At 60.7% G+C, this 12,889-nt stretch carries 12 protein-coding genes and 1 tRNA gene; 6 read left to right on the forward strand and 7 right to left on the reverse strand.

The window, feature by feature from the left end:
* Nucleotides 1-20: 20 nt before the first annotated feature.
* From ACP15V_RS12020 to ACP15V_RS12030, 3 genes are all read right to left on the reverse strand, one after another.
* Nucleotides 21-107 (reverse strand) — tRNA-Leu (locus ACP15V_RS12020).
* A gap of 81 nt (nt 108-188) precedes the next feature.
* Nucleotides 189-755: a tetratricopeptide repeat protein gene (locus ACP15V_RS12025; RefSeq protein WP_424943942.1), complete on the reverse strand. Its 567-nt coding sequence runs from the start codon at nt 753-755 to the stop codon at nt 189-191.
* 71 nt (nt 756-826) lie between these two features.
* The gene (locus ACP15V_RS12030) at nt 827-1,360 is read right to left on the reverse strand and encodes an Lrp/AsnC family transcriptional regulator (RefSeq protein WP_424943943.1); all 534 of its coding nucleotides are present in this window, start codon (nt 1,358-1,360) and stop codon (nt 827-829) included.
* A 60-nt stretch (nt 1,361-1,420) separates the two neighbouring features.
* Here ACP15V_RS12030 and putA point away from each other — a divergent pair, with 60 nt between their 5' ends.
* On the forward strand, nt 1,421-4,786 hold the full coding sequence (gene putA, locus ACP15V_RS12035) for a bifunctional proline dehydrogenase/L-glutamate gamma-semialdehyde dehydrogenase PutA (protein WP_424943944.1): 3,366 nt from the start codon (nt 1,421-1,423) through the stop codon (nt 4,784-4,786).
* A gap of 31 nt (nt 4,787-4,817) precedes the next feature.
* Nucleotides 4,818-5,570 carry a rhomboid family intramembrane serine protease gene (locus ACP15V_RS12040; RefSeq protein ID WP_424943945.1) on the forward strand — a complete coding sequence of 251 codons (753 nt, stop codon included), beginning with the start codon at nt 4,818-4,820 and terminating at the stop codon, nt 5,568-5,570.
* A 150-nt stretch (nt 5,571-5,720) separates the two neighbouring features.
* Here ACP15V_RS12040 and ACP15V_RS12045 read toward each other — a convergent pair whose 3' ends face one another.
* The 3 genes from ACP15V_RS12045 to ACP15V_RS12055 all read right to left on the reverse strand — a co-directional run bounded on the left by ACP15V_RS12045 (nt 5,721) and on the right by ACP15V_RS12055 (nt 7,822).
* On the reverse strand, nt 5,721-5,921 hold the full coding sequence (locus tag ACP15V_RS12045; RefSeq protein ID WP_424943946.1) for a hypothetical protein: 201 nt from the start codon (nt 5,919-5,921) through the stop codon (nt 5,721-5,723).
* Between the two features lie 90 nt (nt 5,922-6,011).
* Nucleotides 6,012-6,797, reverse strand: a complete 786-nt coding sequence (locus ACP15V_RS12050; RefSeq protein WP_424943947.1) for an inositol monophosphatase family protein — start codon at nt 6,795-6,797, stop codon at nt 6,012-6,014.
* Nucleotides 6,798-6,919: 122 nt separating this feature from the next.
* Entirely contained in the window at nt 6,920-7,822 is a 903-nt protein-coding gene (locus tag ACP15V_RS12055; RefSeq protein ID WP_424943948.1) for a LysR family transcriptional regulator, read from the reverse strand.
* 101 nt (nt 7,823-7,923) lie between these two features.
* Between ACP15V_RS12055 and metF the strand changes: the two genes are divergently transcribed.
* Together metF and ACP15V_RS12065 are read left to right on the forward strand one after the other, a co-directional pair.
* Nucleotides 7,924-8,790 (forward strand): methylenetetrahydrofolate reductase [NAD(P)H], encoded by an 867-nt coding sequence (gene metF / locus ACP15V_RS12060; protein ID WP_424943949.1) that lies wholly within the window; start codon nt 7,924-7,926, stop codon nt 8,788-8,790.
* Nucleotides 8,791-8,987: 197 nt separating this feature from the next.
* Nucleotides 8,988-9,467 carry a PaaI family thioesterase gene (locus ACP15V_RS12065; protein WP_424943950.1) on the forward strand — a complete coding sequence of 160 codons (480 nt, stop codon included), beginning with the start codon at nt 8,988-8,990 and terminating at the stop codon, nt 9,465-9,467.
* Between the two features lie 33 nt (nt 9,468-9,500).
* Here the strand turns inward: ACP15V_RS12065 and ACP15V_RS12070 are convergent, their stop codons facing one another.
* Complete coding sequence (locus ACP15V_RS12070) at nt 9,501-10,640, reverse strand: type III PLP-dependent enzyme (protein ID WP_424943951.1); 1,140 nt, start codon at nt 10,638-10,640, stop codon at nt 9,501-9,503.
* Nucleotides 10,641-10,758: 118 nt separating this feature from the next.
* On the opposite strand from ACP15V_RS12070, the gene ACP15V_RS12075 reads away from it, so the two are divergent.
* Together ACP15V_RS12075 and ACP15V_RS12080 are read left to right on the forward strand one after the other, a co-directional pair.
* Nucleotides 10,759-11,190: an Lrp/AsnC family transcriptional regulator gene (locus ACP15V_RS12075; protein WP_424943952.1), complete on the forward strand. Its 432-nt coding sequence runs from the start codon at nt 10,759-10,761 to the stop codon at nt 11,188-11,190.
* Nucleotides 11,191-11,232: 42 nt separating this feature from the next.
* Nucleotides 11,233-12,861 (forward strand): alpha-D-glucose phosphate-specific phosphoglucomutase, encoded by a 1,629-nt coding sequence (locus ACP15V_RS12080; RefSeq protein WP_424943953.1) that lies wholly within the window; start codon nt 11,233-11,235, stop codon nt 12,859-12,861.
* Nucleotides 12,862-12,889 lie beyond the last annotated feature (28 nt).

Raw genomic sequence — 12,889 nt, forward strand, 5'->3', positions numbered from 1 at the left:
TCGTAAGATGAGAAAATCAGTGGTACCCGCGGCCGGACTCGAACCGGCACGGCCTATCCGGCCTAGAGATTTTAAGTCTCCTGTGTCTACCATTCCACCACGCGGGCACGCCTGGATCACTTGGATCGGTGGCGCGACAATAGCGTGTGATTTCATGGGGGCAAGGCCGGAATGCGTGCATGGGGCGGTCAGAGCGCCTGCCCTTTCGGTTTGCGCAGAAGGTGGCGCTCCGGCAGCCACGGATTCAGGTCCAGCGCCTTGCGCAATGCGGCCTGCGCCTCGTCCTCTCGCTCCAGCGCATGCAGGGTCAAAACCCGGCCGGCCATCGCCGCCACATGGCGCGGGCGCAGCATCAGGGCCATGTCCAGATCGGCCAGGGCAAGATCGAACTGCCCGGACAAAAATCGGCTGAACGCACGCTGATTGTACCCTTCCGCATAATTCGGACAGTACTCCACCAGCGCGTTCAACGCCGCCTCTGCCCCGGCATAGTCAGACATGCGAATGCGATCGGACCCTTCCTGCAGCAATTCTTGTGCCCAATCATCCGGGGCATCGCGCCACAAGGCCCACATCTGGTTCACGAAAACCCGCGCTTCGCTCTCTGTGCGTGCGGATTGCACATCAGATAGCAGCACATCCATCTCATCCGAAATGTCCCTCGGGTCAGGACAGGTGTCTGCCATGGCCTGAATGGGCAAAAACAGAGACACAACCGCTGACAGCGACAGGGTATGGACAGAAGGTTTGATCATTCGGCAAGGATAACATGTTTGGGCTTCCGGCCAAAATCACGGTCACATCAACCAGCTGTGAGCATCCGGCGTCACTCTTCGGGCAGCGCCTGCCCCTCTTCCTTCACCGCCTGCATCGCCACATGGGTCGAACTTTGCGCCACATGTGGCAGGGTTGAAATCGCCTCGCCCAGCACACGGCGGAAATCGCGCATATTGCGGCAGCGCACCTTCAGCAGGTAATCGAAATGGGCGGCCAGCATGTGGCATTCCTCGACTTCAGGAATGCGGATGGCGGCGGCATTGAAGGCTTTCAACGCGGCTTCGCGCGTGTCGGTCAGTTTCACCTCAACAAAGGCCACGTGATCACGGCCAATGCGCAGCGGATCGACCAGCGCGCGATAGCCGATGATCACCCCTTCTGCTTCCAGCCGCTTTACCCGCGCCTGGGTTGGCGATTTCGACAGGCCAATCCGGTTCGCCAACTCGGTGATCGACACGCGCCCGTCCGAGGACAGCTGGTCGAGGATGGCCAGATCGAACCGATCCAGTTCAACTTCACGCTTTTCCCACAAATCACGCCTTTCTTCAGTCGTTTCGACTGCATCCACGAAATATTCAGGCATTCCGCCTTCCATTTCGCGGGTAGCATGAAGGAAAGCCCCACTCAAGTGTGAAAGACTGCCATGCTCGACAAGAATACCTATGTCCCGCAGGACACTCTCCTGCCATCGCTGATCGCTCAGGCCAACCTGTCAGACGCTGACCGGGCGGAGATTTCCGCCAAGGGGGCCGATCTTGTGCGCGCCATTCGCGCCCAGGACAATCCCGGCCTGATGGAGGTGTTCCTGGCGGAATACGGCCTGTCGACCGACGAGGGCATTGCACTGATGTGCCTGGCCGAGGCGCTGCTTCGTGTGCCGGATGCGGAAACCATTGATGCGCTGATCGAAGACAAGATCGCACCGTCGGATTGGGAGAAGCATCTGGGCCGGTCGTCGTCGTCGCTGGTCAATGCGTCGACCTGGGCGCTGCTGGTCACCGGCAAGGTGCTGGACGACCGTGAACCGGGCATCGTCGGCAGCCTGCGCGCCGCCGTGAAACGGCTGGGTGAACCGGTGATCCGCACCGCCGTGGCCCGCGCCATGCGCGAAATGGGCAGCCAGTTTGTGCTGGGGCAAGATATTCAGGACGCGATGAAACGCGGGTCAAAAATGGAGGAAAAGGGCTTTACCTATTCCTACGACATGCTGGGCGAAGCGGCGCTGACCGATGCGGATGCCCGCCGCTATCAGATGGCCTATGCCAATGCGATTTCCGAGATTGCGGAAAACTGCACCTCGAAGGACATCCGCAGCAATCCGGGCATTTCAGTGAAGCTCTCTGCCCTCTTTCCCCGCTACGAAGTGGCCCAGCGCGCCCGTGTGATGAAAGAGCTGGTGCCGCGTGTCACCACACTGGCCCGTCTCGCCAAAGAGGCGCAGATGGGGTTCAACATCGATGCGGAAGAGGCCGACCGTCTGTCGCTGTCCTTTGAAGTGATCGACGCCGTTCTGGCCGATCAGACCCTTGCCGGGTGGGACGGCTTTGGCGTGGTGGTGCAGGCCTACGGTCTGCGCGCGGGTCAGGCATTGGATGCGCTTTACGAGATGGCCGAGAAATACGACCGCAAGATCATGGTCCGGCTGGTGAAGGGCGCCTATTGGGACACGGAAATCAAGCGCGCCCAGGTGATGGGGCTGGAGGATTTCCCGCTCTTCACCTCGAAGACCGCAACCGACGTGAGCTATATTGCCAACGCGCGCAAACTCTTTGACATGCGCGATCGGATCTATCCGCAATTTGCCACCCACAACGCCCATACTGCCGCCGCCGTGCTGCATCTGGCGGATGACACCGGGGCCGGCCCACGCGATTACGAATTCCAACGCCTGCACGGGATGGGCGAGGCGCTGCACACGCTGGTCATGGAACAAAACAACACCCGCTGCCGGATCTACGCGCCGGTGGGGGCACACCGCGATCTGCTGGCCTATCTGGTGCGGCGTTTGCTGGAAAACGGCGCGAACTCGTCCTTCGTGAACCAGATCGTCGATGACGAGGTGCCGCCAGAAGTGGTTGCCACCTGCCCGTTTGACCAATTGAGCCAACCCGCCCCCGCGATTGCCAAAGGGCCGGATCTGTTCCCGGGGCGCGAAAACTCCAACGGCTATGATCTGACCCATGAGCCGCATCTGCAAATGATCGACGCGGCCCGTGCGCCACATCAGGACAGGCAGTTCACCGCAGCGCCCTTGCTGGCGGCCTCTGCGTCCGGCGGCCCGGTTGTTGACGTGAAGAACCCGGCCACCGAAGAGCCCGTCGGCCAGATCACCTGGGCCAGCGCCGCCGATTGCGAGGCCGCTCTGGCCGCCGCCAAACCCTGGGATGCCTCGCCCGAAGACCGGTCGGCGATCCTGAACAAAGCGGCGGATCTTTACGAAGACCACCTTGGCCTCTTCTATGCGCTTTTGGCGCGCGAGGCGGGGAAATCCATGATGGACGCCATGAACGAACTGCGCGAAGCGGTTGATTTCCTGCGCTATTATGGAAAAGAGCTGCACAATATGACCACGCCTGCGCGCGGCATTTTCACCTGTATTTCGCCCTGGAACTTCCCGCTGGCCATTTTCACCGGCCAGATTGCGGGCGCTCTGGCCGCGGGCAATGGGGTGCTGGCGAAACCGGCTGAACAAACCGGGCTGATCGCCCATGAGGCGGTCAAGCTGCTGCACGAGGCCGGGGTGCCGCGCGAGGTGCTGCAACTTCTGCCCGGCGATGGCGCCACAGTGGGCGCGGCACTGACGTCGGATGCCCGCGTGGATGGCGTGGCCTTCACCGGTGGCACGGACACGGCACAGATCATCCGCCGTTCAATGGCCGAACATCTTGACCCCGGCGCGCCGTTCATCGCCGAAACCGGCGGTCTGAACGCGATGATCGTCGACAGCACCGCGTTGCCGGAACAGGCCGTACGTGACATCACGGCGTCGAGCTTCCAATCCGCCGGTCAGCGCTGCTCCGCGCTTCGCTGCCTTTACGTGCAGGAAGACGTGGCCAAAACGATGACCGACATGCTGATCGGCGCGACCGAAGAAATGGTGATGGGCAACCCCTGGGACCTGTCCACCGACATCGGTCCGGTGATTGACGACGAGGCCCTCGCCGGCATCCGCGCTCATGTGGAGGCCGCCCGCGCCGAAGGCCGCGTGATTTATGAAGGCACCGCCCCCGCGAAGGGGCATTTCATGCCGCCGGTGATTATCAGGATCGACAGCATCACCGATCTGGAGCGAGAAATCTTTGGCCCTGTTCTGCATCTGTGCACCTTCAAGGCAGACGCGCTGGACAAGGTGATTGATGCGGTGAACGGCACCGGATATGGCCTGACCTTCGGCCTGCACACGCGGATTGACGCGCGGGTGCAGCATGTGGCGGAGCGGGTCTGCGCGGGCAATATTTATGTGAACCGCAACCAGATTGGCGCGGTTGTCGGCTCGCAACCTTTTGGGGGCGAAGGGCTTTCGGGCACGGGCCCCAAGGCAGGTGGGCCGCTGTACCTCAAACGGTTCAGCCACCCCGCCGAGACCGGCACCGCCCCCGAGGTTATGGAACAACAATTGCCCGGCCCGACCGGCGAGCTGAACCGCCTGACCATGCACAAACGCGCGACCATCCTCTGTCTCGGGCCGAATGCCGAGGGGCAAGCCAAGGCGGTGCGCGCTTTGGGTGGCGAGGCGGAACTGGCTGAAGGGATCGCGCCTTCTGAGCTGACCACCCGCACCGATATCGGCGGGGCGATCTGGGACGGCGATGCAGATCAGGCCCGCGTTTATGATAGGGCGCTGGCCGCGCGCAAAGGCACAATTCTGCCGCTGATCACCGGGCCCGTCACGGTGAATGACGTCTGGCATGAACGCCACCTCTGTGTCGATCTGACCGCCTCGGGCGGAAATGCCGAGCTTTTGCAGCTGTCGTCGCAACAGGCCGAAGAAGCGCGCGCAAAGGCTTGACCTTGCTCAAAAAAACCTCTCGTATCGGCCCATGCTGCCGATACGAGATCACAACCCGTCCTTGCGTGTTCCTTACGTGACCTTTGCCCTTATGGGGCTGAACCTGATTGTGTTTCTGGCCATGTGGCCGCTGCGCGGCGATGAAGGCGCGTTGGCCGCGGTGTATTACACTTGGGGTGCCGTGCCGCAATTTGTGTTGGCGGGGGACGGTCTGGACACGCTAGTGACCTCGATCTTCGTGCATGGCGGGTTTTTGCATTTCGCCGGCAATATGCTGTTTCTCTGGATTTTCGGCGACAATCTGGAAGATATTCTCGGCCATGTGCGGTTTTTGCTATTCTACCTGGCCGCAGGGATCGGGGCGTCGCTGGTGCAGATCCTGGCCGACCCGGGCAGCACCGTGCCCATTGTGGGGGCATCCGGTGCCATTGCCGGGATCATGGGCGGCTATCTTTTGCTGTTTCCCCGCGCGCAGGTGGATGTGCTGTTCATCATCGTGATCATCTTCAAGATCATCCCCTTTCCCGCCTGGGTCATGCTGCTGATCTGGTTTGCGCTACAGCTGTGGGGCGGCGTCGCCAGCATCGGCGCGCAAGGCGGCGTGGCCTATTGGGCGCATATTGGCGGGTTTGTCGTGGGGTTCCTGGCGATGCTGCCCTATTGGCGACGTCTGGGGGGACCGGATTACTGGCGCATCACGCAGGGGCACCCGGATCACCCGGTGGCCCACTATCAGTTTCAACAAAGCCGTATTCCCGGTGTGACCCGGGGCAAACGAAAGTGAGCGAAAGCGTTTCGAGACAAACCTGAGTCAGACGTTGTTTCCAAAACGCCCGCAACATCAATGGGTTTCGATCGTTTCGCCGCAGTATTGTATCTCAACAATAAGTCGAAACGCTTTCGGCGCACACTGACGATTTTCTGAAGTCGGGCGTCACTCACCCAACGGTTGATTGGCGATCACGGAACTGGTTTTGTGGGCCAGACCGGGAATATTCGCGTTTACGACAAAAGTCACTCCCATGCCGAGGAATACAACTGTTGCCGTCAACACGACCCAATCGACCGTGGTTGCGCCATCTTCATCTCGCTGAAAACTGCGAAATCGGGTGAAATGATTATACACTTGTTCCATGCAACTGTTTTGCCGGGCAATTGCGACAAAACTGTGGTGATGGGTTGGAAATAATGCGGTAGGTGCGCTTTGGACCGCCTGTCACTGTGATCAGCCCCGGATCACGGTGGCAAACTTTTCAAAGATTGGTTCGTTGGCGACGATCACTTCACCATCCGACAGGATGTCGCCCGCCGGGTCAATCGGTTCAACCAGGGCACCTGCTTCCTTGGCGATCACCAGACCGGCCGCCAGATCCCAGGCGTTCAGGCGGCGTTCCCAGAACCCGTCGTAACGCCCCGCCGCCACATAGGCGAGGTCCAGCGAAGCGGCCCCAAAGCGGCGCACACCAGCAGTTGCTGGCAGCAGGCGAGCCAAGTCCTGCAGGGTTTCCGGCAGATCAGAACGGCCCCCAAAAGGCAAACCCGTGGCAAACAGGCTTTCGATCATGCGCGAGCGGCCAGAGGCGCGCAGGCGGCTTTGATTGAGCCATGCACCTGCCCCTTTTTCGGCCATGAACATTTCGTCCTTGGCGGCATCAAAGATCACCCCGGCAACAATCTCGCCCTTGTGTTCCAGTGCAATCGAGATCGCCCAGTGCGGCAGACCGTGCAGGAAATTGGTGGTGCCATCCAGCGGGTCGACAATCCAGCGTCGGGTCGGATCCTTGCCTTCCGCTTCGCCGCCCTCTTCGGCCAGCCAACCATAGTTGGGGCGCGCTTCCATCAGTTCTTCACGAATGATCTTTTCAGCAGCGATATCCGCGCGGCTGACAAAGTCACCGGCCCCTTTCATCGACACCTGAAGGTTCTCAACCTCGCGGAAATCCTTCACCAGGCTGCGACCAGCCTTGCGGGCGGCTTTGATCATCACGTTGAGGTTGGCGCTGAACTGCATGGGAAGGGCTCCTTTGTATCAGAACGCGCGTATAAGCCCTGCGCGGCCCGTTGCCAAGTTTTCTTATGCTGAATCGGCTACGAAAAACGCATAGGGGCCATGCATTTTGCGTCACATCGGGTTTATCGCTGCAATTTTACCGGCTCCGACCGGCACAAACGGATCATATGCGCCATGAAGGGCACCATCGTATCCTCTTCGCGGGTGGCCGCGTACATGCGTTTTGACAGGCCCTTGGGGGTCAGGCGTTTGGTCACGTAATCCGGGTTGGATTTGACCGAGCGCAGCACCCAGTCGGGCATTACCGCCACACCCCGTCCTGCGGCCACCAGCATCAGGATCACCTCGGTCATCTCGACCTGTCTGACGGCACGCGGTTCCACCCGCGCTGGGGTCAGCAGGGTTGAGAAAAGGTCACTTTTGGCGCGATCCACCGGATAGGTCAGAACCATCTCTTCTTCGAAATCTTCGGCCTCGATGAAATCTCGCGCGGCCAGAGGATGGTTGGCGGCCGCCACAAAGCGTGGTTCGTAATCAAAAAGCGGGGAAAAGGTGATCCCGGGCAGCTCCACCGGATCCGAAGTGATCACGAAATCCACCTCTTCGCGGCGTAGGGCTTCCATTGCGTCAAAGGCCAGCCGTTGTCGGATGTCCAGATCCACTTCGGGCCAGGCATGACGCAATTTATCCAGCACCGGAAACAGCCAATCAAAACAGGCATGGCATTCGATGGCGATGTGCAGACGCCCCGACCGGCCCTCATGCAGCGCGCGGAACTCTTCCTCAATGGCGGCGATTTCCGGCAATACCCGTTCGGACAGGCGCAACAGTTTCATGCCCGCGGGAGAGAGCTTCATCGGCTTGGTGCGGCGATGAAACAGTTCCATCCCCACCTGCTCCTCCAACCCCTTGATCTGGTGGCTCAGTGCCGATTGGGTGATGTGCAACATATCCGCCGCCCGGGCCAGATTGCCCGCTTGGTGAATGGCGCGGATGGTGCGCAGATGGCGAAATTCCAGATACATGTGCAGCTTTCATATTCTTCGTGAGAATTATGAGTTTGTCTCACAAATCAAAATCCGGCACAAGGGCTGCACCAACAAAGACCACCATTTGTGAGGCCAAAATGACCACGCCGAATATCTCTTTCGAGTTTTTCCCGCCGCAGTCGCTTGAAGCGAGCTGGCGCCTTTGGGACACCGTGCGCGATCTGGCCCCGATGGACCCGAATTTTGTCTCCGTCACCTATGGCGCAGGCGGCACCACCCGCGATCTGACCCATGACGCGGTGGGGGTGATTCACAAGCAATATGGGCTGAACGTGGCTGCGCATCTGACCTGCGTGGACGCCTCGCGCGAAGAGACCCTTCAAATCGCCCGCGACTACGCCAAGCTGGGCGTCACCGACATTGTTGCCCTGCGCGGTGACCCGCCCAAAGGGTCTGACCGTTTCACCGCCCACAAAGACGGGTTTGCAAGCTCGGTCGAGCTGGTGGAAGCGCTGTCTGATGCGGGTGATTTCCATATCCGTGTCGGTGCCTATCCCGAACCCCACCCCGAGGCCGACAATCTGCAGGAATGCGTGGATTGGCTGAAGAAAAAGGTCGATGCGGGGGCGAACTCTGCGATCACCCAGTTCTTTTTCGAGGCAGACACCTTCCTGCGCTTTCGCGATGCCTGCGTGACGGCCGGGATCAACGTGCCGATCATTCCGGGCATCCTGCCGATCGAGAACTGGAACGGGGTGAAGAAATTCGCCGCCCGCTGTGGCACCCAGGTGCCCAAGTGGCTGGATGACGCTTTCGCCAAGGCCAAGCGGGACGGGCGCGAAGAGCTGCTGTCCACCGCGCTGTGCACCGAACTCTGTTCCGACCTGATGGACGAAGGGGTGCAGGATCTGCACTTTTACACCCTGAACAAACCCGCCCTGACGCGCGAAGTCTGTCATGCACTGGGCGTCACACCGAAAGTGCAGCTGCAAAATGTGGCCTGACGGCCGCACGCCCGGGTGATGGGCAAACATGGCTTTCCCGGCAAGGGGCGCGGTGCTTTATGCGACACAGCCGCGCCCTTTGTTTTGCCAGTCCCCGCCCCGCCCGGTTTCAGTTGACCGAAAACGCCGCTGCGTCACACTTGCCTCTCCCCCCCGTCGATCGCACCCTGATGCGGCGACGGGATCACGAGGGCAACATGCAGACCGCAACATCCATGGAAGAGCTTTTGACCGGCGAGGAGCTGACCCGGATTTCAGGGCTGGAATTCATGCAGGGCATGCTCGCAGGCACCCTGCCCCGCCCACCGATTTCTGTCAGTCTGAACTACGCTTTGCATCTGGTCGAAGACGGCAAAGTTGTATTTCGCGGCACGCCGGAATTTGACCATTGCAACCCGATGGGCACGGTGCATGGCGGCTGGTATGGCACACTTTTGGACAGTTGCATGGCCTGCGCCGTGATGACCAAGGTGCCACGGGGATCGGTCTATACCACGTTGGAATACAAGGTGAATATCGTACGCCCCATTCGCCCGGGGACCGAAGTAGAGGCCATCGGCATCACGCAACATGCAGGGCGGTCAACCGGCGTCGCTACGGGAGAGCTGCGCGGGGTGGAAGACGGGCGGCTTTATGCGACCGGCTCCACCACCTGTATCATCATGAAAATGACCTGATCTCGGCCCCGTCGGTCGCGCAGGACACGCCAATCAGAACGCCAGTTCCTGCACCGTGACAAGCTCAATGGCACCGTAGCCGTTGAACCGGGTGACCGTGGCCATGGAATAGGCCCCCATGCCCTCAAACAGGATCAGATCCCCTTCGACCATCGCATCGGGCACCGGCATCGGGTCCGGCAGGCGATCGATGGAATCGCAGGTCGGGCCGTAAAGCACACGCGGCGAGACCGGCCCGGAAAGGGCGCTTCCATCCGGGCGCAGGGCCCGCAGGCGATCTATCGTACCGATTTGCAGCGCTTCGGCCAGCGCGCCATAGATCCCGTCATTCAGGAACACATCGCCATTGTCACGGATCGCTTTGACGCGGGTGGCAAGCGTGAACGCTTCGGCCACCATCGCACGGCCCGGTTCACAGACCAACAGCGGCGCATCCGGGCCAAAGCTGGTTTTCACAGCCGCGCGGATCGCAGCAAAGATCGCTTCCAGATCCGGCACCACACCCCGGTTCGAGGCAAAGCCTCCGCCCACATTCAGACGGGCAAGGCGCACGCCAGATGCTTCGGCGATGTCCGCACAGGTTTCGATGTAATGCACCCAGGCCTTCGGATCGGCGCATTGGGTGCCGGGGTGAAAGGTCATCGACGGGATGAAACCCGCCGCTTTCACACGTTTCAAAAGATCTGCGGCCTTTTCCGGATCCGCCCCGAATTTTTCGCCGAAATGATAGGCGGCCCCATCCACCGGCAGACACAGGCGCACGGTAATCTCAACCCCTTCGGCAGGGACACGGGCGCGCAGTTTTTCAAACTCGTTGACCGAATCCACCGAATAAGAGGCCACGCCCAGCTCGACCGCCGCGGCGATCTCATCCGGGCTGCGCACCGGATTGTTGTAATGCATCACCACGTCAGGCGATACGGCCCGCAGCGCGCGCATTTCCGCGGGGCTGGCCACATCAAAGGCCTTCAGCCCCGCCGCCACAAGATTTTCCAACACCACCGGCGTGTCGTTGGCCTTGACCGCATAGGTCACCAACCCTTCGAACCCGGCCATGAACCGGCGCGCCGTGGCCTGCAGCACGGTGGGCGAAAAATACATCACCGGCCCCAAAGGGGCTTCTGTCCTGAGATGTGACAGGGCTGTGGTCCAAATGAAGGGTTGTTTGCTCATATCCGTCCTTTCGCGCGAGGTGGTCTATTTACTATTCCGATCCGCCCCGTCAATTGCTAGTGTCACATCGAACGATTTGACGATAATTAACGGGCGAAATGACGGATATAGGTGGCAAATGGACGACACAGACCGTGAACTAATTGCGCAGCTGGAACAAAATGCCCGAATGCCGGTGGCAACGCTGGCACGGCGCCTGGGGCTTGCGCGCTCAACGGTGCAGGCGCGGATCGAACGCCTGGAAGAAAAGGGAATCATCGCGGGTTACGCGTTGAAGCTGGGCGATGCAGCACGCGGGGACATGATTCGAGCCACGGTGCTGATTTCAATTGAACCCCGTTCCGCTGCTGCGGTTGTGGCGCGCCTCAAAACACTTCCACAGGTAGAAATCGCGCACACGGCGTCCGGCCGGTTTGACATGGTGCTGCAACTGACCGCGTCATCCACCGCCCATCTGGACGCGGCTTTGGATGTGATTGGCGAAATTGACGGGGTGAAAGGATCGGAAAGCCTGATCCACCTCTCGACGCGGATCGACCGTTTGGGGTAGGGTCCCCGCAAAAGCTCATTCATCCAAACGACCTGGCATTCCATGACCATTTCCACCCAAGTTACCTCCCCGATTGAGGGGCAGGTCCCCGGCACGTCGGGGCTGCGCAAGAAAACCGCTGTTTTTGCATCAAAGGGCTATTTGGAAACCTATATCCAGTCCCTGTTCAACGCCATCGACGCCAAGGGGAAATCCCTTGTGCTGGGGGGCGATGGGCGGTTTTTCAACGCCCCGGCCATTGCCACCATCCTGCGCATGGCAGCGGCCAATGGCGTGGCCAGGGTGATTGTCGGGCAAGACGGCATTTTGTCGACCCCGGCGGCCAGCCATCTGATCCGCAAACGCGGTGCTGATGGCGGGATCATCCTGTCCGCCAGCCACAACCCCGGCGGGCCAGACGGGGATTTTGGGGTGAAATACAATATCGCCAATGGTGGTCCCGCACCGGAGCCGGTGACCGAGGCGATTGTGGCCGAAACCAAGCGCATCACTGAATATCACCTGATCGACGCCCCTGCCCCGGCGATCAATCTCTGTGGCACCACCCGCTTGGGCGCGATGGAAGTCGAGGTGGTCGACCCGGTGGAAGACTACGCCGCGTTGATGGAAGAGCTGTTTGATTTCGACGCGATCCGCAGCCTGTTTGCCAATGGGTTCACCTTGCGCTTTGACGCCATGCATGCGGTCACCGGCCCCTATGCCACCAAGATCCTGGTGAACCGGTTGGGGGGCCCTGCAGACAGCGTTCTAAACGGCGTGCCAAGCGAAGATTTTGGCGGCGGACATCCCGATCCGAACCCGGTCTGGGCCAAACCCTTGGTGGATCTGGTCATGGGGCACGACGCGCCGGATTTTGCCGCAGCCTCGGATGGGGATGGCGATCGCAACATGATCCTGGGGCGCGGCATCTATGTCACGCCCTCGGACAGCCTGGCCATTCTGGCGGCCAACGCGCATCTGGCGCCGGGATATGCCAGCGGGATCAAGGGGATCGCGCGGTCCATGCCCACCTCGGGCGCGTCTGATCGGGTGGCCGAGGCGATGGGGGTTGAGGCGTTTCAAACACCCACCGGCTGGAAGTTCTTCGGCACGCTTCTGGACGCGGGCCGCGCCAGTATCTGTGGCGAGGAAAGTGCCGGCACCGGTTCGGACCATGTGCGCGAAAAAGACGGGCTGTGGGCGGTGCTGTTGTGGCTCAACATCTTGGCGGTGCGGAAAACATCGGTGGCCGAGGTCGTTGCCGATCACTGGGCGCGGTTCGGACGCAATTACTATTCGCGTCATGATTACGAAGCGGTGGATGCGGGTATTGCAAACGCTTTGATGGCAGATCTGGAAGCGCGCTTCACCTCTCTGCCCGGTCAGAGCTTTGCCGAGCTGACCGTGTCTGGGGCGGAGAGCTTTTCCTACACCGATCCGGTGGATGGCAGCACCACCCATGGGCAGGGTCTGATGGTGAGCTTCGAAGGCGGCGCGCGGGTCATGTTGCGCCTGTCCGGCACGGGAACGGAAGGGGCGACCATTCGGGTCTATCTGGAAAGTTATGAAGGGCCGGACGGGGATCATACCCGCGATGCGCAGGAAGCGCTGGCCGATGTGATTGCCGCCTGTGAAGAGATCACCGAGATCAAAACAAGATCCGGACGCCCGGGGCCGGATGTGGTGACATAAGGGGCGTTGCCCCTCGCGCGGGACGCGC

The sequence above is a fragment of the Aliiroseovarius crassostreae genome (genome assembly GCF_049803815.1).
GTDB classification, from domain to species: domain Bacteria; phylum Pseudomonadota; class Alphaproteobacteria; order Rhodobacterales; family Rhodobacteraceae; genus Aliiroseovarius; species Aliiroseovarius crassostreae_A.